Annotated in this window: 17 protein-coding genes; all 17 read left to right on the top strand. The window is 59.1% G+C overall.

Annotated features, from left to right (window positions below; all coding sequences use genetic code 11):
- Positions 1-14 precede the first annotated feature (14 nt).
- The 17 genes from pstB (at position 15) to larD (ending at position 24,893) form a co-directional block, all read left to right on the top strand.
- Positions 15-890 carry a phosphate ABC transporter ATP-binding protein PstB gene (pstB, locus tag AAAX34_RS01235; protein WP_230317495.1) on the top strand — a complete coding sequence of 292 codons (876 nt, stop codon included), beginning with the start codon at positions 15-17 and terminating at the stop codon, positions 888-890.
- Positions 891-977: 87 nt separating this feature from the next.
- Positions 978-1,706 carry a response regulator transcription factor gene (locus AAAX34_RS01230; protein ID WP_349109741.1) on the top strand — a complete coding sequence of 243 codons (729 nt, stop codon included), beginning with the start codon at positions 978-980 and terminating at the stop codon, positions 1,704-1,706.
- Between the two features lie 3 nt (positions 1,707-1,709).
- Complete coding sequence (locus tag AAAX34_RS01225; RefSeq protein WP_349109740.1) at positions 1,710-3,134, top strand: ATP-binding protein; 1,425 nt, start codon at positions 1,710-1,712, stop codon at positions 3,132-3,134.
- A gap of 195 nt (positions 3,135-3,329) precedes the next feature.
- On the top strand, positions 3,330-3,986 hold the full coding sequence (locus AAAX34_RS01220) for a Wzz/FepE/Etk N-terminal domain-containing protein (protein ID WP_117745655.1): 657 nt from the start codon (positions 3,330-3,332) through the stop codon (positions 3,984-3,986).
- A gap of 2 nt (positions 3,987-3,988) precedes the next feature.
- Complete coding sequence (locus tag AAAX34_RS01215; protein ID WP_055309657.1) at positions 3,989-4,726, top strand: CpsD/CapB family tyrosine-protein kinase; 738 nt, start codon at positions 3,989-3,991, stop codon at positions 4,724-4,726.
- Between the two features lie 17 nt (positions 4,727-4,743).
- Positions 4,744-5,394: a CpsB/CapC family capsule biosynthesis tyrosine phosphatase gene (locus tag AAAX34_RS01210; RefSeq protein ID WP_022094060.1), complete on the top strand. Its 651-nt coding sequence runs from the start codon at positions 4,744-4,746 to the stop codon at positions 5,392-5,394.
- A gap of 39 nt (positions 5,395-5,433) precedes the next feature.
- Positions 5,434-5,934: a GNAT family N-acetyltransferase gene (locus AAAX34_RS01205; RefSeq protein ID WP_349109739.1), complete on the top strand. Its 501-nt coding sequence runs from the start codon at positions 5,434-5,436 to the stop codon at positions 5,932-5,934.
- Between the two features lie 202 nt (positions 5,935-6,136).
- On the top strand, positions 6,137-8,161 hold the full coding sequence (htpG, locus tag AAAX34_RS01200) for a molecular chaperone HtpG (protein WP_349109738.1): 2,025 nt from the start codon (positions 6,137-6,139) through the stop codon (positions 8,159-8,161).
- A 441-nt stretch (positions 8,162-8,602) separates the two neighbouring features.
- The gene (locus AAAX34_RS01195; protein WP_349109737.1) at positions 8,603-11,419 is read left to right on the top strand and encodes a YhgE/Pip domain-containing protein; all 2,817 of its coding nucleotides are present in this window, start codon (positions 8,603-8,605) and stop codon (positions 11,417-11,419) included.
- Positions 11,420-13,609 carry a YhgE/Pip domain-containing protein gene (locus AAAX34_RS01190; RefSeq protein WP_349109736.1) on the top strand — a complete coding sequence of 730 codons (2,190 nt, stop codon included), beginning with the start codon at positions 11,420-11,422 and terminating at the stop codon, positions 13,607-13,609.
- A gap of 339 nt (positions 13,610-13,948) precedes the next feature.
- The gene (locus tag AAAX34_RS01185) at positions 13,949-14,932 is read left to right on the top strand and encodes a DMT family transporter (RefSeq protein ID WP_349109735.1); all 984 of its coding nucleotides are present in this window, start codon (positions 13,949-13,951) and stop codon (positions 14,930-14,932) included.
- 115 nt (positions 14,933-15,047) lie between these two features.
- Entirely contained in the window at positions 15,048-16,343 is a 1,296-nt protein-coding gene (locus AAAX34_RS01180) for a M20 family metallopeptidase (protein ID WP_349109734.1), read from the top strand.
- 123 nt (positions 16,344-16,466) lie between these two features.
- Positions 16,467-17,771, top strand: a complete 1,305-nt coding sequence (locus tag AAAX34_RS01175) for an MFS transporter (protein WP_349099927.1) — start codon at positions 16,467-16,469, stop codon at positions 17,769-17,771.
- Between the two features lie 304 nt (positions 17,772-18,075).
- Complete coding sequence (gene hisS / locus AAAX34_RS01170; protein WP_117640032.1) at positions 18,076-19,389, top strand: histidine--tRNA ligase; 1,314 nt, start codon at positions 18,076-18,078, stop codon at positions 19,387-19,389.
- A gap of 338 nt (positions 19,390-19,727) precedes the next feature.
- The gene (locus AAAX34_RS01165) at positions 19,728-22,460 is read left to right on the top strand and encodes a phosphoenolpyruvate carboxylase (protein WP_349109822.1); all 2,733 of its coding nucleotides are present in this window, start codon (positions 19,728-19,730) and stop codon (positions 22,458-22,460) included.
- 374 nt (positions 22,461-22,834) lie between these two features.
- On the top strand, positions 22,835-24,112 hold the full coding sequence (gene larA / locus AAAX34_RS01160; protein WP_195234153.1) for a nickel-dependent lactate racemase: 1,278 nt from the start codon (positions 22,835-22,837) through the stop codon (positions 24,110-24,112).
- A 49-nt stretch (positions 24,113-24,161) separates the two neighbouring features.
- Complete coding sequence (gene larD / locus AAAX34_RS01155; RefSeq protein WP_152067525.1) at positions 24,162-24,893, top strand: D/L-lactic acid transporter LarD; 732 nt, start codon at positions 24,162-24,164, stop codon at positions 24,891-24,893.
- Positions 24,894-25,081 lie beyond the last annotated feature (188 nt).

Below are 25,081 nucleotides of genomic sequence, written 5' to 3'. Positions count from 1 at the left end.
TGGAGGTATGCGGTATGACGGCTGCTGCGGCTGTGGAGCCCACGGAGCTTGAAGAACTCATGAAAGCGCAGGCCGAGGCCGCGCGCGAGCGCGAGGTTGGGGATGCGACTCGCCCCACGGCAGAGGATCTTGCCGCCTCGCCGACGCGCATCGACGTCGAGGGCCTCGACCTGTTCTATGGCGACCATCATGCGCTCAAGGACGTGAATATCAAGATCCGCGACAAGCAGATCACCTCGTTTATCGGGCCTTCGGGCTGCGGAAAGTCCACGTTGCTGCGCTGCTTTAACCGCATGAACGACGGCATCAAGGATTGCCGCATCGAGGGCAAGATTGCGCTCGATGGTCAAGATATCCTGGGCGATTACGACATCTGCCGTTTGCGCCAGCGCGTGGGCATGGTGTTTCAGCGCCCCAACCCGTTTCCCATGAGCATCTACGACAACGTCGCCTATGGGCCGCGCGGTATGGGTGTGCGCGACCGCGTCGTGCTCGACGAGCTGGTCGAGGACTCCCTTCGTCGCGCTGCGCTATGGGATGAGGTCAAGGACAAGCTCAAAGAGTCGGGTCTGGGTCTTTCGGGCGGCCAGCAGCAGCGTCTGTGCATCGCCCGCGCGCTGGCCGTGCAGCCCGACATTCTGCTGATGGACGAGCCGACCTCGGCACTCGACCCTGTGTCGACGCTGGTGGTGGAGCAGCTGGCCTGTGAGCTCAAAGAGACCTGCACGCTCGTGGTCGTTACGCACAATATGCAGCAGGCGGCGCGTATCTCCGATTCGGTCGCATTCTTTTTGCTGGGTGAGCTGGTGGAGCACGCGCCCACCGCGCAACTCTTCAAGAATCCGACCGATCCGCGCACGGCGGATTATTTGACGGGGCGTTTTGGCTGATACCATCTAGTAAAGGTACCTTTAGGGTTAAGATGCGGTCATGCCGGCCGCAAAGGGGTTCAACATGATCTATCAAAGGGGTTCAACATGATCTATTACGTCGAGGACGATGACAACATCAGGGATTTGACGGTCTATGCGCTGCGCAAGCAGGGGATTGAGGCCGAAGGCTTTTCGTGCGACGGTGAGTTTAAGGCTGCCGTGGCGCGACGGGTACCCGATGCCGTCCTGCTCGACATCATGCTGCCCGATACCGATGGCTTGGCGATTATGCGTCGACTGCGTGCCGATCGCCTGACGGCGACGTTGCCCATCATGATGCTTACCGCCAAGGATGCCGAGCTCGACAAGGTGATGGCGCTCGATGGCGGTGCCGACGATTACCTGACTAAGCCGTTTTCGCTCATGGAGCTTGCGAGCCGCTGCCGCGCACTGCTGCGTCGCGGCGGCATGGTCAAGCAGGCGAGCGATGTACTCAGCGTGGGCGATATCGTGCTCTCGCCCAGCCATCGCGAGGTGACCGTTGCCGGCGAGCCGCTTAAGCTCACCCTGCGCGAGTTCGACCTGCTCGAGTACCTCATGCGCAAGCCCGGCGTGGTTTTTACCCGCGAGTCGTTGCTGCAGAGCGTGTGGGGCTGGGACTTCGACGGCGGTTCGCGCACCGTTGACGTGCACGTGCAGACGCTTCGCCAAAAACTGGGCGAGCATGCCAGCGCCATCGAGACCGTGCGCGGCGTGGGCTACCGCTTGGCCGAGCCTTCTGCCGGCGATGGTGCCGAAGGTGACGACACCGCGGCCACCGCATCGGAGGAGTAACCCGTGGTCTTCGCCCCCCAGGGAAAACATACGCTGTCCCACCGCGTTTTTGTGACGATGTTTGTCTGTGCCATGGCGGTTATCGTGGCGTTTACGGTGCTGGGTGCGTTCTTTGTGCAAAACACCTTGGCGGATGCCACGAGTGCCAATCTGGCGCAGGAAACCGAGCTCATTGCTGCCGCCCTCGACGAGCAGCAGGAGCCCATCCCGTTCTTGCGTAGTCTCGATCGCGAGGACTTGCGCATCACGCTGATTAACAAGGATGGATCGGTTGCCTACGACAACGAGGCGTCGCCTTCCACACTGCCCAACCACGGCGATCGCCCCGAGGTCATCGAGGCCTTTGAGAATGGTTCGGGTTCCGCGGAGCGCGCAAGCTCTACGCTCGACGAGATTATGCTGTATCGCGCCGTCGCCCTTGATAACGGCCAGGTTGTCCGCTTGGCGCAGGCCCAGCCTGGCGTTGCGGCGATTTTGCTGTCGATGGTGGCGCCGATGCTGCTTATCGCGGCAGCGGGTGCGGTACTCTCGTTTTTTATGGCGCGCCGTGAGTCCCGTGCCATCATCGCGCCTTTGCAAGAGGTTGATTTGGACCACCCACGCCGTAGCTATGAGCACGCCTATGCCGAGATGGTCCCCATGCTTGAGCGTATCGAGTCGCAGCGCCAGGAACTCAAGCGCCAAATGGCGGTGTTAGCGGACAACGACCGTATGCGCCGCGAGTTCACGGCGAATATCACCCACGAGCTCAAGACGCCGCTTACGGCGATTTCGGGCTATGCCGAGCTCATCGCAAACGGCATGGTCGAGGGCGAGGACGACCTGCGCAACTTTGGCGGCCGCATCTATCGTGAGGCGGGCCGTTTGGCGGCGCTTGTCAACGACATCCTTACGCTGTCTAACTTGGACGAGGCCGAGCGTGCAACTGAGGGCGAGGCGGTGCCCATTGGGTCCACGGAGCCTATTGAGCTCTCGCGTGCCATCTACGCGGTTGAGCAGCGTCTTGAACAGGTCGCCCGTCAGGCGAATGTGACGATAAGTCATGAGACCAAGCCTGTGGTCATCGAAGGCGTGTCGCGCTTGATCGACGAGCTCATCTATAATCTGGCAAGCAACGCCATCCGCTACAATCGACCCGACGGTACGGTTACGCTGCAGTGCGGCACCAACGACGAAGGCCATCCGTTCCTTGCGGTCGCCGACACGGGAATCGGTATCGCGCCTGAAGAACAGGGCAAGGTATTTGAGCGGTTCTATCGCGTGGACAAGAGTAGGTCCAAGGCACGCGGCGGAACCGGTCTGGGGCTTGCCATTGTCAAGCATGCGGCCCTGTATCATCACGCCACGCTCGATTTGTCGAGCGAGTTGGGCGTGGGAACCACCATTACGGTGACGTTTCCCATACAGCAGGACGAGCCATTCGCATAGCGATACAACATAGATATTGATGTAGACGCCGCATTTGACTTTCGGGTGCGGCGTTGTTGTGCAATTTTACGATTGCTTCCGACATTTTTACAGGAGAGCCTGTTTCTTATGTATAGAGTTTGGTCTCGGTAAAAAGATGCGATAACATACGGACAGTTTTGTCAATCCGAACTGGGGAAATGAAAGGCAAGCTGCATGACCCTTCTCGAACTGTTCCAGCTGCTGAAGAAGCACCTCAAGCTGGTCATCACCCTTCCGGTGGTCTGCGCGATCGCCATGGGCATCGTGTCCTTCGCCGCGATGGACAACACCTATACCGCGACGACGAGCATGTACATTCTCGCCAAGACCGACGATAGCGGCCAGATGAGCTACAACGATCTCTCGGCGAGCCAGATGCTTTCCAACGATATCGCCACGCTGCTGGATAGCGATAGCGTTAAGAGCGGCGCCGCCAAGGAACTGGGCCTCACCGATCTGGATGACTACAAGGTGTCTGTTTCCTCCGAGACCACCACGCGTGTCATTACGCTTTCGGTTACCGGCACCGATGCCAAGGAGACGGCTGAGGTCGCAAAGGCCATAGCTAGCTCGGTGAGTACGGTCGCTCAGAACGTCGGCGCTGCCCAGAGCATCAACGTTATCGACGAGGCTAAGACCCCCGAAGCCCCCAGCGGCCCCAAGCGCACGCTGTATATTGCCGTCGCGTTCCTCGCCGGTATCTTTATCGCAGTCGCCTATGTCGTTTTGGCAGACATGCTCAATACCCGCATCCGCGGTGCCGAAGAGGCGGAAGAGCTCCTGGGCATTCCCGTTGTTGGCCGAATTCCGGCTATGAAAGGTGGTAAATAGGCATGGCTAAGGCAAAGAACACCGATAAGCTCGTTGTACAGAATGCCGCCAAGACCCTTCTGGCCAACATCCGCTTTGCGAGCGTGGACGACCCCATTCGCACCATTACCGTCACGTCCTCGATTCCCAACGAGGGCAAGTCTACGGTTTCCATCAACCTTGCCCAGGCTATCGCCACGAGCGGCAAGTCCGTGCTCCTGGTCGAGGCCGATATGCGCCGCAGGTCCCTTTCCGATATGCTCGGCGTTCGTTCGCGCGGCGGACTCTATGCGGTCCTTTCCGAGCAGATCTCCATTGACCAGGCAATTGTCGAGACGGGTCAGAAGAACTTCTACTTCCTTGATGCCGAGCCGCATATTCCCAATCCTGCCGACATCATCGTCTCTCACCGCTTTGCCAAGCTGGTAAAGGCACTGTCTGCCAAGTTCCAGTACGTCATCTTCGACGCTCCTCCGGTAGGCACCTTCATCGATGCTGCCGAGATCGCAAGTCTGACCGACGGCACGCTGTTCGTGGTGCGCGAGGACTTCACCAAGCGCGAGGAGGCACTCAACGCTATCGGCCAGCTTAAGAAGTCCGAAAAGGTCAAGCTCATCGGTACCGTTATGAACTACTGCGAGACCGAGACCAGCGAGTACTACTACTCCTACTACACCAAGGACGGTAAGAAGGTGAAGAAGGGCTCCGACGATCAGGGGACTTCCAAAAAGGGCATCTTCACCAACCGAGCAAACGTTTAGTTGATTAAGGCTGACCTATGCGTGACATTCATTGCCATATCTTGCCGGGTGTAGACGACGGCGCCGCCGATCTCGATGAGAGCTTGGCGATGCTCGAGGCTGCCAAGCGGGCCGGTGTAACCAGAATCGTTTGCACTCCTCACTGCCGTGATCCCTATTTTGATTACGACAAGATGTGGGATGCCTTTGAACTGCTGCGTGATAACGCTGACGGTTTTCCGCTCCAGATGGGCTTCGAGGTCAACCATCGAAAGCTCGTTGAGCTTGGTATCGATGCCGCGGAGCACTTGCATTTCGATGGGACCAACGAGTTTCTGCTCGAGCTTTCGACGCATGCCGATGCGTATGCGTTTAGAGAGTACGAGAACACGATTTACGATTTGCAGTGCCGTGGCTACCAGGTGATCATCGCTCATCCTGAGCGCTATCGTGCGGTTCAAAAGGATGTAAGCGTGGCGGAGCGCCTGGTCGATATGGGCTGTAAGCTGCAGGCTTCGGCGGACTTTATTGCCGGCGGTCGCTTTGGTCGCGAAAAAAAGCCGGCACAGCGCCTGTTCGATCAGAACCTGTACAGCTTCATCGCGAGCGATGCCCATAACGTGGGTCATTACGACTGCCTGGCGAAGGCTCGCGCGAAGTTTAGCGTGCGCGGAGCTCATTTTCGCTAAAATCTGTCCCTAACGTTCGCGTTGAATGAAAGGGCAGCTATGGATATCCAACTTAAGACGGGATGCTTTGATGACGCGGCGTTGGTGCGCCGCGTCGTTTTTATGGACGAGCAGGGCTACGAGAATGAGTTCGACGCTATCGACGAGGATCCAAACTGCATTCATGTGACGCTCTATGTAGGCGGCGAGCTTGCCGGTTGCTCGCGCGTGTTTCCCGAAGAGCTTGAGCGCGTGGCTGACGCAGAGGCCCCGGTGTTGCCGGCATGCGACATGGACGAAGGCGTTGCGGCGGGGGAGACCTACATTATGGGGCGCGTTGCCGTGCTGCCGGCTATGCGTCGTCGCGGACTGGCGAGTGCGATCGTCGAGGCCAGTGCTTCGTGTGCACGCGATGCCGGCGCTAAGCTTATTAAGCTGCATGCGCAGGAATACGTGCTGCCGCTCTATGCAAAGGCGGGCTACACGCAAATTGCCCCGGTAGATTACGAAGACGAGGGCCAACCCCATGTCTGGATGGCCAAGCGCGTAGATGGCAGATAGGGACGTTCCTTTTCTGCCGGCAGTTTGGGACACTCCTTGGCAATTGGCGCATCAGAGCGCTCGGACATACAGTTTTTCGATTCCGTATGTATATATGCGCGTTAATGGGTTATAAAATCTAAGTCTGAACATAGCAGGTCTGCGATGCGGCTCGGGCGACCGAGCCGTTTTTGCGGACAGGGGTAGCGCGAAAGGACTGCACATGCGTCAATTTAAGACCTCGAGCAAAAAACTGCTCGACCTCATGATCAACTCCATCTACACCAATAAAGAAATCTTCCTGCGCGAGCTTATCTCTAACGCGAGTGACGCCGTCGACAAGCTCAACTTTAAGAGCCTGCAGGACCCGAGCGTCAAGATCGACCAGGGCGACCTGGCCATTCGCGTCTCCTTTGATAAAGACGCCCGCACCATTACCATCTCGGATAACGGCATTGGCATGACCGCCGAGGAGCTCGAGCGCAATCTGGGCACCATCGCCCATTCCGGCTCCGAGGAGTTTAAGACCGAGAACGCCGAGCAGCAGGGTTCGGATGTCGACATCATCGGCCAGTTTGGCGTGGGCTTCTACTCGGCTTTTATGGTCGCCAGCCATGTGAAGGTCGTCAGCCGCGCCTACGGCGCGGATGTCGCCCATGTGTGGGAATCCGACGGTCTTGAGGGCTACACCATCGAGGACGGCGAGCGTGCCGAGCACGGTACCGATGTCATCCTGACGCTGCGCGAGAACGAGAAGCTCGATGCCGACGGCGAGGCCGAGACCTACGATCGCTTCCTGACCGAGTGGGGCCTCAAGAGCCTAATTCAGCAGTACAGTAACTATGTGCGTTACCCGATCCAGATGATGGTGTCCAAGAGCCGCCAGAAGCCCAAGCCCGAGGATGCTGGCGATGACTACACGCCCGAGTACGAGGACTACCAGGAGCTCGAGACCGTCAACTCCATGACGCCGATCTGGAAAAAGCGCAGCTCCGATGTCGAGCAGAAGGACTACGACGAGTTCTACAAGTCCACGTTCCACGACTTTGACGATCCTGCGCGCACCATCAGCTTCCATGCCGAGGGCACGCTCGAGTATGACGCCCTGCTGTTTGTGCCGGGCCGCGCGCCGTTCGATCTGTACAGCAAGGATTACGAGAAGGGTCTGGCGCTCTACAGCTCCAATGTCCTGATCATGGAGAAGTGCGACGACCTGCTGCCCGACTACTACAACTTTGTCCGCGGCGTCGTGGATTCCGCCGACGTGTCGCTCAACATCTCGCGTGAGACGCTGCAGCAGAACCGTCAGCTCAAGGCCATCGCCAAGCGTGTGGAAAAGAAGATCACCGCTGACCTTGAGGATATGCGTGACAACGACCGCGAGGCCTACGAGAAGTTCTTTGAGAACTTTGGCCGCGGCCTTAAGTACGGCATCTACTCGAGCTATGGCATGAAGGCCGATGAGCTCGCCGACCTGTTGCTGTTCTGGTCTGCCAAGGAACAGAAGATGATTACACTGGCCGAGTATGCCAAGGGCATGCCCGAGGATCAGAAGGCCATCTACTACGCCGCCGGCGACTCGCGCGAGCGCTTGGCCAAGATGCCCGTGGTAAAGGGCGTGCTCGACCGCGGCTATGACGTGCTGCTTCTGACGCAGGACGTGGATGAGTTTACCTTCCAGGCCATGCGTGAGTACGTTGCCGCCGATATGCCCAAGATCTACGAGGACGATGCTGCCCGCGAGGCTGCCGAGAAGGCTGTGGCCGACGGTGCCGAGCCCGAGGTCGAGGATCGTCATCTGGAGCTCAAGAACGTCGCGACCGGTGATCTTGACCTGGCGACCGAGGATGAGAAGAAGGAGGCCGAGGACGCCACCAAGGAGAACGAGGACCTCTTTAGCGCTATGAAAGAGGCACTCGGTGACAAGGTCGAGAAAGTTGCCGTCTCCGCGCGCCTGACCGATGCCCCCGCTTGCATCACCACCGAGGGTCCGCTTTCGCTTGAGATGGAGAAGGTACTCCAGAAGGGACCCGAGGGCGCGCCCGACGGCATGCCCAAGAGCCAGCGCGTGCTCGAGCTCAACGCCAAGCACCCGGTCTTTGACAAGCTTGTCGCTGCCCAGAAGGCAGGCGACGCCGACAAGATCAAGCAGTACTCTGGTCTGCTCTACGATCAGGCCCTGCTGGTCGAGGGTATCCTCCCCGAGGACCCCGTTGCCTTCGCGGCGGCTGTTTGCAACTTGATGTAGTTAGGTAGTTACGCGGTTTTACCAAACCGCGTAACGGCTCGACGCTGCCCTCAGTTCCGCCGTTCTAACGAACGGCGGACCAGTCGACGCTGCGCGGGCGCCAGAGCGACAACTTGTCATTCAAAGAGGACGGCATGACCAGAAGGTCTATGCCGTCCTCTTTTCATGCCAATTTGTTCGCTCTGGCGCCCGCTCGCTGGCATTGCTAAAACATCGATGTTACCGTGGTCCAAACTAGTCGTTGGGGGCGTTCTTGTTTGACCAGTCGTTTAAGAACGTCCCCGATGACTATTTGAATTGCTAATTTGTGCGGGTTGTGGTTTTGTGACCTGCTGAAATTAAAGATACTGTACAACTGTACGTTAATTCGTCTTCGTAGTATATTGCTACCCGCAAAACTCAATACCATTGTGCTCTGAGACGCTAAAGCGCTTACGTACAATGGTTATCGATAGTACGATTCGATTCAACGACAGGATGGATGGTCCAAGCGTGAGTCTCGGCAGCAAACTATCCAATGCAAAGGTCTCCTTTGCGATATTTAAGCGCGACATTAAGCGACTGCTTGTGAACCCCGTCGCCTTGGTGGTTACCCTTGGCGTGTGCGTTATTCCCTCGCTGTATGCCTGGTACAACATCGTGGCCAACTGGGATCCGTACGGAAACACCCAGGGCATCAAGATTGCCATCGCCAACAACGATCGGGGCACCCAAAACGACCTGGTGGGCGAGCTCAACGCGGGCGATCAGGTCGTCGATCAGCTCAAGGAGAACGATCAGCTGGGCTGGACCTTCGTCGATTCTGCGGCCGATGCCAAAGAGGGCGTCGAGAGCGGTGAGTACTATGCGGCCATCGTAGTCCCCAAGAACTTCTCGGATAACCTGGTTTCGATGCTCGACGGCAACTACCATCAGCCCAAGCTTACGTACTACGTCAATGAGAAGAAGAGCGCTATTGCGCCCAAGGTTACCGACACCGGTGCAAACACCATCGAGGAGCAGATCAACTCGGAATTTGTCTCCACGGTGGGCGAGACCGTTGCCAGTATTGCCAAGGATGCCGGAGTCGATTTAAAGGACAAGGCAACCCAGACTCAGGATTCGTTGGCCGGTTCGGTATCAGAGGCTTCCGATACGTTGGGCGAAGTGCGTGATTCGATTGGCGACATGAATGCCGCCATCGATAAGACGAGTGGTTCCATTGCCTCGGCAGATGCGGCACTTGCCGGTCTGCAGGGTCAGGCGCCGTCGCTGACGCAGGCGATCTCCCAGGGCAATGACCTGCTGGGCGAGGCTCGCGCCACGGCGGGCAACTCTGTCGCCTCGCTCTCCAAGGCGCTCTCGGAAGGCAGCCTTGCGCTCACCAAGACGTCAGCCTCCGCAAACGCTGCGATTGGCAAGCTGACGGGCACGGTCGCATCTACGACTACCCGTATCGACAACTCGCTTGAGTCTCTCCAAGCGACGATCGACCACAATAAGGCCGTTATCGGGCACTTGGAAATTCTCGTCAATGACACGTCGACAGGTTCCAAGGAAATTGACGCGCGCATTGTATCGATCATCGATTTGCTCCGCGAGCAGAATGAAAAGCTTCAGAGCATCAAGGACGGTCTGTCTGCGCAGTCGAGCGCCATGGCGAATGACGCTGCGGCTGTCTCGGGTGCCAGCGACGCTATCAATAATGCAATTCAGACCGGTGCGACCAACCTTGGCCAGGCTCAGACGGACCTGGGTCAAAACGCGCTGCCGAAGGTCTCGAGCGCACTTGATTCGTTTGCCGCCGTCTCGGGTGATCTGACGGGAATCGTGTCTGGCCTCACGCCTACTATTGCAAGTGCGCGCGGTACACTTTCGCAACTCAACGCCACGCTCGGTCAGGCCAAGACCACGCTGTCCCAGACCGATGCCTCGCTTGCCAAGGTCCAGGACAAGCTCGCAACCGCCGCCAACGACATCGCGGCGCTACAGACCTCCGAGTCCATGGGCGAGCTGGCCGGCCTGATGGGCGTCGACGTCGATGATGTTGCAGACTTCATGGCATCTCCGGTCGAGCTGACCTCAAAGTCAATTTACCCGGTCAAGAGCTTTGGTTCGGGCATTGCCCCGTTCTATACCAATCTGGCGCTGTGGGTGGGCGGCTACGTGCTTATCGCCATCTACAAGCTCGAGGTCGACCGCGAAGGCATCGGCAGCTTTACCGCGCGTCAGGGCTACTTTGGCCGCTGGTTGCTCCTGGTGATCCTGGGCGCGTTGCAGGCCATCATCGTTACGGTAGGCGATCTGGTGATCGGCGTGCAGTGCGTCAGCCCGCTGCTGTTCGTGCTGGGCGGCATCGCCATCTCGTTCACCTACGTCAATATCATCTATGCGCTGTCCACCACGTTTAAGCATATCGGCAAGGCTATCGGCGTCATTCTGGTTATCGTGCAGATCCCGGGTTCGTCGGGTATGTACCCCATCGAGATGATGCCAGGCTTCTTCCAGTGGCTGCACCCGCTGCTGCCCTTTACCTACGGCATCAATCTGCTGCGCGAGACGGTCGGCGGCATGTATTCGTTCAACTACCTGTTTAACCTGTGCATTCTGGGCGTGTTCTTGATCGTGGCGCTCTTTATCGGCCTGCAGCTGCGTCCGCTGCTGCTCAACCTTAACCTGCTCTTTGATAAACAGCTCTCCACGACCGGTATGATGATTTGCGAGTCCAACGACCTGCCGCGCCAGCGCTACTCGCTGCGCACGGCCATGCGCGTCATGCTCGATTCCGATTCGTACCGTCGCGAACTGCTCGATCATGCGGTCGCCTTTGAACATCGCTACCCGTACTACATCAAGGGCGGTTTTGCCGCCGTGGTGGGCGTTCAGGTCCTGCTCTTTGTCCTGTCGACGGTTCTCGATATCGACAATAACGGCAAGATCATCCTGCTTGTCATTTGGATCATCTCGGTTATTGCCATCTGCGGCTGGCTGATCAATATCGAATATATCCGAGCGAGCCTCAATACCCAGATGCGCATCTCGGCGCTTTCGGATGAGGACCTGCGTCGCGAGATGCGCGAACACACGGCCGCCATTCCTGCCGCCCGCCACATGTTTGGCCTCAACGCCAGCGAGCGTGGTGCCAAGGGCGGCGATCAGTCCACGGGCCGCTTGCCGCATATCGGCTCGCACCATAAATCTCAGGGCAGCGACAGCACAGCCACAAATGATGGAGATACCACCGCGCTTGGCAAGCACTCCAAAGGAGGTGAGGCATAAATGAAGAACATCCTGCATCTGTTTAAGCGCGATGTCCAAAACGTGTCTCGCTCCGTGATCGGCTTGGTTGTCGTGATGGGCCTCATTATCGTACCGTGTCTGTACGCGTGGTTTAACATCGCCGGCAGCTGGGATCCGTACGGCAACACCGGCAATCTTAAGATCGCCGTGGTCAACACCGATGAGGGTTACGAGAGCGATTTGATCCCCGTCGAGGTTAACGTGGGCGAAAACGTGACCGCCACCCTACGCGGCAACGAGAGCTTCGATTGGGTTGTGCTCAACAATCGCGAAAAGGCTATCGAGGGCGTTAAGTCGGGCGCGTACTATGCTGCCGTCGTTATCCCCAAAACGTTTAGCGCTGACATGATGACGCTTTTCTCGACCGACGTGAAACACGCCGATATCGAGTTTTACGAGAACCAGAAGGCCAACGCCATTGCGCAGATCGTGACCGAGAAGGGTTCGAGTGCCGTTCAGAGCCAGGTTAACGAAACTTTTACCGAGACCATTACGAGCATCGGTCTTAAGACGGTGTCCAGCCTGCTCGATTACATGAGCACCGACCAGGTCAGCAACTTTATCGCCAACCTGTCCTCGACGCTTGGCGATTCGATTGAGGACCTGCGAGACGTTCAGGCAAATGCTTCGTCGCTGGCGGGCATTTTGAGCTCTACGTCCGATTCGTTGACGTCGGCGAGCGGTATGCTCCAGCAGACGGGTACGGTCGATGAGTCGACCAAGCGGTTGATGGAGCATGCCAAGAGCGGCATGAGCGATTCCAAAGAAGCGCTGAAGGCCGCCAACGACGCCATCAACGCCGCGATTGACGGAAGCGCTGGCTCGTTCGACAACGTGTCCGCCGAGCTTGCGAAGGCATTCGATGCCGCGAATCAGCATGTTGACCTTACGGTGTCTCAGCTCAACGATGCCGCGGCGGCGCTCAATACACGTGCCGACGATATCGACGCCACGGCCGACCAGCTCCGCGGCTTTGCCGAGCAGGTCAGTGACGAAAAGCTCCAGGAGAGCCTCAAGTCTGTGGCAACATCGCTGAACAGGATCGCGGTGGAGTATCGCAACAGCGCCAAGGACCTGACGGCAACTGCTAAGTCCCTTTCTGACAGCATGGCAGAGGTCAACAGCACGCGTGGCGAAGTCGACCAGGCCATCGCCGATGCCAAGGCGGGCATTTCGGGCGCCAAGTCCGACTACGACTCCACGTTCTCGGTCAAGGCAAAGGAGCTCAAGAAGACGGTTTCAGGCATCCTGGACTCGCTGGATGGCATCTCGGGCGATCTGGATAGCGCCGTAGACGGCCTGACCAACGCATCCGGTTCGCTGGCAAAGGGCCTCTCCAAGGCCGCCAAGCTGGTCAACAAGGCTTCCGATCAGCTAGGTGAAGCGTCCGATAAGATCAGTGCGTTTAAGGATGAGCTCGATGGCGCCCTGATGTCGGACGACCTTGCCACGATTAAGACGATGATTGGCAACGATCCCGAGGGTTTGGCCGTGTCGCTTTCCGGTCCCGTCGCGCTCGATCGCAAACCGGTCTATCCGATCCGCAACTACGGCTCGGCCATGGCGCCGTTCTACACGATTCTGTCGCTCTGGGTCGGCTCGATCGTGCTGGCGGCCATGATGAAGGTGTCGGTTGACGATGAGCTTATCAACGAGCTCATCCCCGTACGCCTACACGAGATCTACCTGGGTCGTTACTTGTTCTTTGGCGGTTTGGCTCTGCTGCAGGCAACGCTCGTGTGCGCGGGTGACATCCTGTTCTTTGGCATCCAGTGCGACAACCCGCTGCAGTTTGTGCTGGCGGGCTGGGTCGCGAGTCTCGTGTTCTCCAATATCGTCTACACGCTTACGGTTTCGTTTGGCGATATCGGCAAGGCTTTGGCCGTTGTGCTGCTGGTCATGCAGGTCGGCGGTTCGGGCGGCACGTTCCCCATCGAGATGACCGGTCCTGTGTTCCAGGCGATCTATCCGTTCCTGCCGTTCACTCACGGCATCAACGCCATGCATGCTGCCATGGCAGGCGCCTACCATATGGAGTACTGGGTTGAGCTGGGTATTCTGGCGAGCTATCTGATTCCGTCGCTGGCCCTGGGCGTCGTCTTCCGCCGTCCGGTCATCAAAGCCAACGACTGGATCATCGAAAAGCTGGAGTCGACAAAGCTAATTTAGTGCGGCAACGTTAACGCTGATGTAGCACTAATGCCAGCGAGCGAGCCGCATTTGCGCCAAGGTGACGTGAAATGAAAGGGCGCTGACCTTCTGGTCGCGCCCTTGAAATTGAACGTCAGATTGGCGTGAATGCGGCTCGCGCAGCGTCGGCCGGTCCGCCGTTCGGTAGAACGGCGGAACAAAACGCTTTAGTGGGCTGGATTGCGATGCAACGCCGGTTGTTGCTACAGTAGCGGGGCGTGCCGGGGGTCCGGTGCGCCCCGTTTTTATTTGACCATGAGGCGGCACGCAGCCATACGCGTGCGGACACCACGCCCAGATTGAGTGTGAGGATGTTCCATGGCCCAATACGCTGCCAACGAAATCGAAAACATGCCCGATAGCCCTGTCGCACGGGAGGACCTGGGCGCCGGCGGCACCTCCCGCGGCGCCGGCGCGCGTTCCCCGTTCTTCTGGAAGGTCTTGCTGCTATCGGTGGCGGTCATCTGGGGCTATTCCTTTACCACCATGAAAGATGCGCTCGACACCATTCCGGTGTTCGAACTGCTCTATATTCGTTTTCTTCCGGCTTCGCTGGTTATGTTCGCCATCTTCCACAAACGCATCATCGCGCACTTTAATGCCCGCAACCTTATCGTCGGACTTGGTATGGGCGCACTTATGTGGGGCGCGTACGGTTTGCAGACGATTGGCCTGGCACAGACCACGGCGGGCAAGAGTGCATTTTTGACGGGTACCTATTGCATCTTCGTGCCGTTTGCGAGCTACGTCCTAAGCGGCGAAAAGCTTACCCGTTACAACTTGGGCGCCGCGTTGCTGTGCCTGGCGGGCATTGGTCTGGTGGCGCTCGATAGCGTCGAGTTCAATGTCGGCGATGTCATCACACTGGGCGGTGCGGTCTTCTTTGCCATCCAGATGGCGGTGACCGCCAAGTATGGCCGCAAGATGGACATCAACGTCATCACGTTTTGGATGTTTGTGGGCAACGGCGTGCTGAGCCTGATCTCGTCGCTGTTATTCGAGACCCAAGCGCCGCTGTCCGTGTGGACGCCGAGCTTTATCGGTGTGATGGCGTTTCTATCGGTGGGCTGTACGTGTGTGGCTCTGCTCATCCAAAACGTCGGCCTGGCGCATGTCCCGGCCTCAACGGGCTCGCTGCTCCTTTCGATGGAGTCGCCATCGGGCGTGTTGTTTTCGGTGCTGCTGATGGGGGAGGCGCTCACCTCGCGCCTGCTTGCCGGCTTTGCGCTCATCTTCCTGTCGATCATTTTGAGTGAGACGCATTTCGATTTCTTGCGCCGAAAATCTCGCCCGCAATTGTAAACAATTTGTTGCGCCGCCTCCCGGGGCGGCATTTTTTATGCGTCGCCCTTAAAGTAGTACCTTGCACTTTACGCTATCAAAGTGCTTGCTGCAAAAACGTTACTGGAGGGCATCTATGGCACCAGCACTGTCCGATCTTCAACCGCAATCAGCGCCCAAGGCCACCGCGGCGGCGCAGACCGCTATCGGTGACGGTCTTGTTGCAGAAGCTCAGGCTTTTGCAGACGAGCTCGCTGCGTGGCGACACGATTTACATCAGATGCCCGAGCTGGGTAATAGCCTCCCGCAGACCTCTACGTATATCCAAGCGCGCCTGACCGAGATGGACATCCCATTTGCTACGCTCGTCGATGGTTCCTGCGTTGTGGGCCTTGTCGGCGCCGGTGCCGCCGCGGCCCAAGGCAATGGCATCTGCACGAATGAGCAGGCCGGTACGGTCATCATGCTGCGTGGCGACATGGACGCCCTGCCCGTTGCCGAGGAATCCGGCGAGCCCTTTGCATCCACCAACGGCTGCATGCACGCTTGCGGTCACGATATGCACGCGACGGCGCTGCTTGGTGCGGCTCGTATGCTCAAAGCGCGCGAGGCAGAGCTTGTTGATGCCAACGCTACGGTCAAGTTGCTGTTCCAGCCGGGCGAGGAAACCTTTGAGGGTGCCCGCGCCGCCATCGCCGACGGTCTGCTGCAGAACCCGCGTCCTCAGGTCGCCTTTGCCATGCATGTCAATAGCCAGTCGCCGCTCGGCCTGGTGCTCTACGGCAGCCCGGCGCTCTCGGGCGTGTACGGTTTTCGTATCACGCTTCAGGGCAAGGGCGGCCATGGCTCGAGCCCCGAGATTTGCATCGACCCCATCACGGCCGGCGTGCATGTGCATCTGGCGCTCCAGGAGCTTATCGCTCGCGAAGTGCCGGCGGCCAAGGAGGTCGCACTGACCGTGGGTAAGTTTGCCGGTGGCCAAGCGGCCAACGTCATCCCAGATACCTGCGTGCTCGAAGGCACGCTGCGCGGCTTTGACGTCGAGCTCATGGAGCACCTCAAGACCCGCATCGCGGAGGTCGTAAACGGCGTTGCCACAACATATCGTACGTCGGCGACCATCGAGACGCTTTCGGATGTTCCGCCGCTTGTACTCGACAGCGATATGACTCAGGTGTCGCTTGGCTACGTGGGCGCAGTGCTGCCCAAGGCGGCTTTCTTGCCGCTTTTCCATGCCATGGCGAGTGAGGACTTCGCGCTTATCTCGAGCGAGATTCCGAGTGCGTACTTTACCGTGGGCGCGGCCGTAACCGACACGGACGAACACTTTGCCCAGCACCATCCCAAGGCACGTTTTAACGATGCCGAGCTGCCGCTCGGTGCTGCGGCTTATACCGCCGTCGCTTTGGGCTATATCGCCGACCACCGGTAGCACCCAACCTTGCCTTTCAAGCCTGCGGGCATGGCCGTAAGGCCTATGCCCTTGTCTTTCAAGGCAATCTTGGGCACTACCGGCGCCCGGCGCCGGCTATTCGTTTGTTAAATAAGGAGCAGTATGCCCCAGCAGCGTAAGTTCTTCCCCGGCTGGCTCGTGGTGGCCTCCGGCTTCGTGATCATGGCCACGTGCTACACGATTTTCGTCAACTGCATGAGCCTGTTCCAGCCGCTCATCGTCAGCGACTTGGGAATATCTCTTGCGCAGTACAACATCTCCAATGCGATCTCTACCGTGGTGAGCGTTATCGGATCGCTTGTCATTGGCCATGTTGCCGATAAGGTGAGTGGCCGCGTATTGGGCTCGCTCACCGTTATCGCTACCTCTGCCGTTCTTGCCAGCATGAGCTTTGTCGGTGAGCTGTGGCAGGTCTACGTGCTCTTTGCCGTTTCGGGCTGCTTCGCTGTGGCCTCGACCCGCCTGCTCATCAGCCTAGTGACCGCCAACTGGTTTACCGCCAAGCGAGGCCTTGCCATCTCCATCGCACTTTCGGGCTCGGGCTTTGGCGGCGCTATTCTCTCGCCGATCGTGAGCTCGCTTATCGTGAGTGTGGGCTGGCGCTCTGCGTTCCTGGTACTCGCTGCCGTCTGCATGGTGGCGGCACTGCCCATCACGGCCTACTCCTTCCGCACTAAGCCTTCCGAGATCGGCCTTAAGCCGCTCGGCGAGAACCCGGACGATCCGTCCGTCTCGACGGCTGGCGACAAGGACGAGCACACGGCGCCCGAGGTTAGCGTCGGCTGGTCTCGCATCAAGAAGAGCCCGGCGTTTTGGCTGCTTGTCGTCGCCTTCCTCTTTATGGGTCTCGTTAACGGCGCCATCTTGCCCAACCAAGTCACCAACATGACGAGCGTTACCGTCAACGGCGCCAAGATCGTCACGGGCGGCCACGATCCCATGTGGGCCGGTACGGTGCTTTCGGCCTATATGGTCACCGTCGTTATCGCCAAGATTTCGCTCGGCGCCATCTACGATCGCTTTGGCCTGCGCTTTGGCAACGTGCTGGGATCCGTTGCGTGTATTGTCGCCTGTGTGGCGCTGTGCTTCCCCGCGACCGATCTTGGTCCCATCGTGGCTGCCGTGAGCTTTGGCGTCGGAACGTGCATGGGCACCATCACGCCTACTATTGCCGCGTCCAAGCAGTTTGGCATGGCCGACCTCGGCAAGGTCACGGGTACCATCACCTCGCTCGAGATGGTCGGCGGCACCGTGGGCGCCATTGTCTCGGGCGTGCTGTTCGACGCCACGGGCTCCTTTGCGAGCACCTGGATCGTGTGCTTGGCGTGCTCCGTGGTCATGCTCGTGTTCCTGCTGGTATCCGAGCCCATCGCCGCCAAGCTGCGCGCGAGCGTGGCGGGGGAGTAAGCACGCTGCCGCGTTTGCCGGCTCACCCAACTCTGCCCGCGGCGGTCTTGGGAGCCGAATGGATGCTCGTACCATCATTCGGTTTCCAAGGTCGCCGCAGGCCAAAGGACGATCCCTTTTCCTCCGTCCCCAAGGAATCACGTGATCCGAAGGGGACGGAGGAAAAGGGATCACAAACAGCGGCGGCGCGTCTGGCCGAACGAGTCCCCATACCCTCGTTCGGTCAGACGCGCCACCGCTGTTTGTGTTTGTGCCGTATAATGACCGTTACCTATGACGCGATACAAAAGAAAGGTGTTTGCCCATGCAGGCACAGAAGGCGGAGGGAACCCGCGACCTTATCGGCGCCGAGATGCGCGCCTGGCAAAAGATGCAGCAGATTGCGGCCGGCGTGTTCGAGCCGTTTGGTTTTAAACCCATCGAGACGCCCGCGATCGAGCAGGTGGACGTGTTTGTCCACGGTATCGGCCAGTCGACCGACGTCGTGCGCAAGGAAATGTTCCGCGTGTTCAGCGGTGCCAACCTGGAGCGCGTCTTTACCGAGGGCACCGACACCAAACTCAAGCCCAAGCAGCGCCTGGCGCTTCGCCCCGAGGGCACGGCCGGCGTGGTGCGCGCTGTCGTCGAGAACAATCTGGTGCCCCAGGGCTCCACGCCGTTTAAGGCGTACTACGCCGAGGCCATGTTCCGCGGCGAGCGTCCCCAGAAGGGCCGCCTGCGCCAGTTCCACCAGGTGGGCATCGAGTGGCTCGGCGCTCCCGATCCGGCGGCAGACGCCGAGTGCATCATCATGCTCATGGAGTTTTACAAGCGCCTGGGCTTCGATCTTTCCAAGCTTCGTCTGCTCATTAACTCGATGGGCGACGCTCAGTGCCGTCCGGCTTACCGCGAGCAAGTCAAGCAGTTTATCCTCGATCACGCAGACGAGATGTGCGATGAGTGCCGCGAGCGCGCCGAGCTCAACCCGCTGCGTGCCTTTGACTGCAAGAACGACCACTGCCGCGAGATCATGGCCGAGGCTCCGCTGATGGGTGACAACCTGTGCGATGAGTGCCGCGAGCACTACGAGCAGGTCAAGCGCTATCTGGATGCCGCCGGTATCGAGTATGTCGAGGATCCCACCTTGGTGCGCGGCCTGGACTACTACACCCGTACTGTCTTTGAGGTCGAGGCCCCTGGCGCCGGCGTCGGCTCCATCGGCGGCGGCGGCCGCTACGATGGCCTGGTCGAGCTCGAGGGTGGCAAGCCCACGGCGGGCGTCGGCTTTGCTGTCGGTTTTGAGCGCGCCCTGCTGGCCCTGCAGGCCTTTGGCAGCGATTTGGGTGCCGATGAGGCCCCGTGCGTCTATGTCGCCAACGCCGGCAAGGAGCTGCGTCAGAACGTCTTTGCCATTACGCAGGAGCTTCGCGCCGCAGGTATCGTGACCGAGGCCGACTATCAGGGTCGTTCGCTCAAGGCCCAGTTTAAGCAAGCCGATAAGGTAGGCGCCAAGCTCATCTTGGTCCTGGGTGGCGACGAGCTTGCCGCCGGCAAGGTCAAAGTGCGCGACATGCAGAGCCATGACGAGGTGCTCGCCGATCTGGACAACGTCGTCGAGGCGGTTCGCGAGCGCCTGTAGCGCATCTTTTTGAGCTTCGGGCCTGCTAACGTGCCCTGCTCATGGAGAGCGATTGTTACGGGGGTGTTTCGCTTTTATGCGGAATGCCCCCGTTTACGTATGCCGCCCACCGAGAAATACGACCATTTAGGGCAAAAACCTTTGCAATGCAGAAAATACTTTTGTGTGGTAAAGCGCAATCAGTGTCGAAAGTATTTCTCAAGCGCCTATAATGAATACCGCATGTTACGTGCATAGAAGGAGGAATGGGAGGAAACGTGGCTGAGAACCTAAGCAACCAGTCTGTACCCGAAGCCGCGGCGCGCGTCGCTGCCGTGGTCAACCGCCTCGTTAACCGAATCGGCTCGAATGCCGAGTCCAGGGAGCGTCTCGCCGAGATCGAGATCCCCGAGGAGCTGCGCGACAATCTGGCGCTGTTCTTGCGCCTGGAGCGCCGTGTGCTTAGCGAGTATGATCCCGAGATCGCGGACCTGTTCGACAAGATTTTGACAGCCGAGATTGTGGTCAATGCCGGCAACCCCGGTACCTGCGCTGCCGACGAAGCCGTCGACGAGCAGGGCGTGCCCACCGCCGACGAGCCCACTGCCGTGGCATTTCGTGAGGTCGTCGATTTGATCGACAGCCTGCCGCTCGATAAGCAGCAGGTCATCGTTCGCGCCTTTACGAGCTTTTTCCATCTGGCAAACCTGTCGGAGGAGAACTACCGTGTGGCGCAGCTGCGCGAGCGCGAGGCCGGTGCGTCGACCGATACCGAGGTCGATCCTGCCAACGAGCTTACCGTTGCCTATCACCAGCTGGTGAATGAGCTGGGTGTCGAGGGTGCCAACGAGCTGCTCGACAAGCTCGAGTTCCACCCTGTCTTTACCGCACATCCCACCGAGGCCCGTCGTAAGGCCGTCGAGGGCAAGATCCGCCGTATCTCCAACCTGCTGGAGGAGCGTCCGCGTCTGGGCGGCTCCGACCTGGTGGAGAACGAGCTCCATATGCTGCAGGAGATCGACGCCCTGGTGCGTACGAGTCCCATCGCGCTCAAGAAGCCCACGCCGGTCGAGGAAGCCGATACCATCATCGACATCTTCGATAACACGCTGTTCGACGTTATCCCCGTTATCTATCGTCGTTTTGACGATTGGGTGCTGGGCGACAAGGCCGGTACTGTGCCGCCGCTGTGCCCGGCGTTCTTCCATCCCGGCAGCTGGATCGGTTCCGACCGCGACGGTAACCCCAACGTCACCGCCAAGGTGAGCCGTGAGGTCGCCGCCAAGTACTTTACGCACATGGTGCTCAAGCTCGAGGACAAGTGCCGCCACATCGGCCGCAACCTCACGCTCGAGGCTACCTACAGCAAGCCGTCGGCCGAGCTCATTAACCTGTGGAACCATCAGGTCGAGATGAGCCCTCGTTACACGGCCCGCGCCGAGCTGATCTCCGAGCACGAGCCGCATCGCGCCGTCATGCTCGTCATGGCCGACCGCCTGAACGCCACCGTCCGTCGTATCACCGACACCATGTACCACAGCGCCGACGAGTTCCTGGATGACCTGCGCGTCGTCCAGCGTTCGCTGGCCGCCTGCGGTGCCGTCCGTGCTGCCTACGGCCCGGTCCAAACCATCATCTGGCAGGTCGAGTCCTTCGGCTTCCATATGGTCGAGATGGAGTTCCGTCAGCACTCCGTGGTGCATGCCCGCGCCCTTAAGGATATCCACGAGAACGGTATCCATGGCGACCTGCAGCCCATGACGCGCGAGGTCATCGATACCTTCCGCGCTATCGGCTCCATCCAAAAGCGCTACGGCAAGAAGATGGCGCACCGCTACATCATCTCGTTTACCAAGAGCGCTCAGCATGTGGCCGACGTCTTTGAGCTGGCGCACCTGTCCTTTGCACACGAGGAGGATGTCCCCGAGCTCGACGTGATCCCGTTGTTCGAGCAGCTCGAGGACCTCGAGGGCTGCGTCGACGTGCTCGATCAGATGCTTACGCTGCCCGTGGTGCAAAAGCGCCTTGCCCAGACCAACCGCCGCATGGAGGTCATGCTGGGCTATTCCGACTCTTCCAAGGATGCCGGTCCTACCACGGCCATGCTCGCGCTGCACTCCGCGCAGGAGCGCATCGCCAAGTGGGCAGAGAAGAACGATATCGACCTGGTGCTCATGCACGGTCGCGGCGGTGCCGTGGGCCGTGGCGGCGGCCCGGCCAACAAGGCCGTGCTGGCGCAGCCCAAGGGTTCGGTCAACTGCTTCTTTAAGCTTACCGAGCAGGGCGAAGTCATCTTTGCCCGTTACGGCAACCGCACGCTGGCTCAGCGCCATGTTGAGTCCGTTGCCGCCGCAACGCTTTTGCAGTCGGCCCCGAGTGTCGAGAAGACCAACACCGAGACCACGCAGAAGTTCTGGGATATGGCCGAGAAGCTCAACACTGCAAGCCACGAACGCTATCTGGACCTGCTGAACACCGAGGACTTTACACCGTGGTTCTCGACCGTGACGCCGCTGACCGAGGTCGGTCTGCTGCCGATCGGCTCGCGTCCCGCCAAGCGCGGTCTGGGCGCCAAGTCGCTCGATGACCTGCGTACCATCCCGTGGATCTTCAGCTGGAGCCAGGCGCGCATTAACCTGGCCGCTTGGTACGGTCTGGGCACCGCCTGCGAGCAGCTTGGCGATCTTGACCAGCTCAAGGCTGCCTACCAGGAGTGGCCGTTCTTCCGCACCTTTATCGACAACATCGAGATGTCGATTGCTAAGACCGATCAGCGCATCGCCAAGATGTATCTGCATCTGGGCGACCGCGATGATCTGTCCAAGAAGGTCTTTACCGAGATGCAGCTCACCCGTAAGTGGGTCCTTGCCATCGTCGGTGATGAATGGCCGCTGCAGCGTCGTCGCGTGCTCGGCTGGGCCGTTCGCGTGCGTAACCCCTACGTCGACGCCCTGTCCATCGCCCAGGTCCGCGCCCTTCGCGAGGTGCGTATGAACCAGGACGAGATGGCCGAGGAGAAGAAGGCCGAGTACATGAGCCTGATTCTTTCGACTGTGACCGGCGTCTCGGCAGGACTGCAGAACACGGGGTAATCGATAGCCCTGTGGCTCTCACCGGGACCCGATGGGTTTCCCTCTGAATGCGTCCTCGCACTTGAAGCCCCCTTATCCTGCTCCTTCGGAGCTGCGGATAAGGGGGCTTCGTGCTGCGGAATGCATTCAGAGGGAAACCCGTCGGGTCCCTTCGTCCTCGGTCTTCAGGGATTAAAGCTGAGGAGAAGAGTGGCGCGCTTCTCGCCTTACGACTGTAGCGGCCGCGGTCCCGTTTGGGATCGCGGCCGTTTTGTTGTGGGTCAAATATGAACGTTGTGTTAATGAGTCGGTGGACGGTGGAGTTTTTCGGTGAGCGGCGTATCCTTCCAACGGTTTATCTAGTGTGTCAGTTGAAAGGAAGAGGGCGCTCGTCATTGTTTGAATGTGAACTGCCGTTTGACCACAAGACGTTGCATCTGGAGCTCGAGGATAAGAACTTCGCGGGTGTGATGGAAGGTCATCAAAACGAGTTTAAGACCACGAAATCGCAGGAAGAGCTGGTAGAGGAGTCGCTTGCTAACCCTTATGGCTCGCCTTCACTCGAGGAGCTTTGCGCCGGCAAGAAGGATATCGTCATCATTAGCTCCGACCATACGCGCCCCGTTCCCTCGCGTGTGACGATGCCTATTCTGCTGCATCACATCCATTCTGCTGCGCCTGAAGCGCGCGTTCGCATTCTGGTTGCTACGGGTATGCATCGTCCGTCGACGCACGAGGAGCTCGTCAACAAGTACGGCGAGGAGATCGTTGCCAACGAGGAAATCGTTATGCACGTCGCGACTGACGACAGCATGATGAAAAAGATCGGCACCCTGCCTTCTGGTGGCGAGTGCATCATCAATAAGATTGCCGTCGATTGCGATCTGCTGCTTGCCGAGGGCTTTATTGAGCCGCACTTCTTTGCTGGTTTCTCCGGCAGCCGCAAGTCCGTCCTGCCCGGCATCGCCAGCTACAAGACCATCATGTACAACCACAACGGCCAGTTTGTGAACGATTCCCATTCGCGCGCCGGCAACCTGTGCCACAACCACGTGAGCGAGGACATGTTTGCCGCTGCCGAGATGGCTCACCTTGCCTTTGTGCTGAACGTGGTGCTCAACGGCAAGCACGAGGTAATTGGCTCCTTTGCCGGCGACATCCACAAGGCGCACGAGGCTGGCTGCGAGTTCGTGAAGAGCCTTGCCGGCGTTGAGCCCGTTGAGTGCGAGATCGCCATCACCACCAACGGCGGCTACCCGCTCGACCAGAACATCTACCAGGCCGTGAAGGGCATGTGCTCTGCCGAGGCTACGCTTCCCGAGGGCGGTGTGATTATCGACGTCGCCGGTTGTGCCGACGGTCACGGTGGCGAGGGCTTCTATCACAACATCGCCGACAACGACCCGGCAGAGTTTGAGCGCGCCTGCATCGACCGTCCTAAGGACGAGACCCTGCCCGATCAGTGGACGAGCCAGATCTTTGCCCGCATCCTGGCGCATCATCCTGTGATCATGGTCACCGACCTGTGCGATCACCAGATGATCAAGGATATGCACATGACGCCGGTCAACACCCTCGAGGAGGCGCTCAAGCTCGCCTTTGAGATGAAGGGTGCCGATGCCAAGGTGGCCGTCATTCCCGATGGCCTGGGCGTTGTCGTCGCTCAGCACTAGCGCGCGGCCTAAACGAATCGTTTATAACCGACAAGAAAGATAAGGTTTTATGCTTACCAAACTCCTCTGCGAATTCGGCGCAACGGCCCTCATGATCATCTTTGGCGTGGGCGTGCACTGCGATACCGTGCTCAAGGGCACCAAGTATCAGGGCTCCGGTCATATGTTTGCCATCACCACCTGGTCTTTTGGCATCTCGGTCTGCCTGTTTGTCTTTGGCGGCGCCGTGTGCATGAACCCGGCTATGGTGCTTGCCCAGTGCATCGTAGGCCTGGTGCCGTGGAGCAGCTGCATCCCCTTCATGATTGCTGATATGCTCGGCGGCTTTGTGGGCGCCGTGATCGCGTGGTTGATGTATGCCGATGAGTTCAAGGCTTCCGAGGGCGTCGTCGACCCCATTGCTCAGCGCAACATCTTCTCGACCAACCCCACCACCGAGGGCACGAACTATGCCCGCAACTTCTTCTGCGAGGCCATCTGCACCTTTGTGTTCATCAGCGCCATCCTTGCTGCCGCTAGCCGTGCCGGCGAGAATGTTCTGATGCTCGCTATCTGCGTCGGCCTGATCGTTTGGGCCGTTGGCATGGGCATGGGCGGTATCACCGGCTTCGCCATGAACCAGGCTCGTGACCTTGGTCCTCGCATGGCCTATCAGGTGCTGCCGATCAAGAACAAGGCCGACAACAACTGGAAGTATGGCCTGCTTGTTCCTGGCATCGCTCCGTTTGTCGGTGCCGCTCTGGCCGCGCTGTTTGTGCATGGTTTCTTGGGCATGTTCTAGTCTGAGGCTACATAGTTGTCCGCTGGCCGCATGGGGTAACTTCCCAGCGCGTCCTCGGACATGCAAAAAGGCTCGCTGCGCACTTCGTGCGGCGAGCCTTTTTGCGTCCTGCGGAATGCGCTGGGAAGTTACCCCATGCGGACAGCTGCGGGATCTTTGTTGCGTTCGTACAAGCAACCCAATATATA

It is taken from the genome of Collinsella sp. CLA-ER-H4 (genome assembly GCF_040092395.1).
Lineage (GTDB): Bacteria > Actinomycetota > Coriobacteriia > Coriobacteriales > Coriobacteriaceae > Collinsella.
Note: the sequence above shows the minus strand (reverse complement) of the source record. Positions and strands in the feature narration are given on the sequence as shown.

Excerpts from the sequence above, each read along its gene's own strand:
- AAAX34_RS01180 (WP_349109734.1), top strand. The coding sequence starts at position 15,048 with ATGGCACCAGCACTGTCCGATCTTCAACCGCAATCAGCGCCCAAGGCC.
- AAAX34_RS01215 (WP_055309657.1), top strand. The coding sequence starts at position 3,989 with ATGGCTAAGGCAAAGAACACCGATAAGCTCGTTGTACAGAATGCCGCC.
- AAAX34_RS01205 (WP_349109739.1), top strand. The coding sequence starts at position 5,434 with ATGGATATCCAACTTAAGACGGGATGCTTTGATGACGCGGCGTTGGTG.
- AAAX34_RS01185 (WP_349109735.1), top strand. The coding sequence starts at position 13,949 with ATGGCCCAATACGCTGCCAACGAAATCGAAAACATGCCCGATAGCCCT.
- AAAX34_RS01210 (WP_022094060.1), top strand. The coding sequence starts at position 4,744 with ATGCGTGACATTCATTGCCATATCTTGCCGGGTGTAGACGACGGCGCC.
- larD (WP_152067525.1), top strand. The coding sequence starts at position 24,162 with ATGCTTACCAAACTCCTCTGCGAATTCGGCGCAACGGCCCTCATGATC.
- pstB (WP_230317495.1), top strand. The coding sequence starts at position 15 with ATGACGGCTGCTGCGGCTGTGGAGCCCACGGAGCTTGAAGAACTCATG.
- htpG (WP_349109738.1), top strand. The coding sequence starts at position 6,137 with ATGCGTCAATTTAAGACCTCGAGCAAAAAACTGCTCGACCTCATGATC.
- hisS (WP_117640032.1), top strand. The coding sequence starts at position 18,076 with ATGCAGGCACAGAAGGCGGAGGGAACCCGCGACCTTATCGGCGCCGAG.
- AAAX34_RS01190 (WP_349109736.1), top strand. The coding sequence starts at position 11,420 with ATGAAGAACATCCTGCATCTGTTTAAGCGCGATGTCCAAAACGTGTCT.
- AAAX34_RS01195 (WP_349109737.1), top strand. The coding sequence starts at position 8,603 with ATGGTTATCGATAGTACGATTCGATTCAACGACAGGATGGATGGTCCA.
- AAAX34_RS01220 (WP_117745655.1), top strand. The coding sequence starts at position 3,330 with ATGACCCTTCTCGAACTGTTCCAGCTGCTGAAGAAGCACCTCAAGCTG.
- AAAX34_RS01230 (WP_349109741.1), top strand. The coding sequence starts at position 978 with ATGATCTATTACGTCGAGGACGATGACAACATCAGGGATTTGACGGTC.
- AAAX34_RS01175 (WP_349099927.1), top strand. The coding sequence starts at position 16,467 with ATGCCCCAGCAGCGTAAGTTCTTCCCCGGCTGGCTCGTGGTGGCCTCC.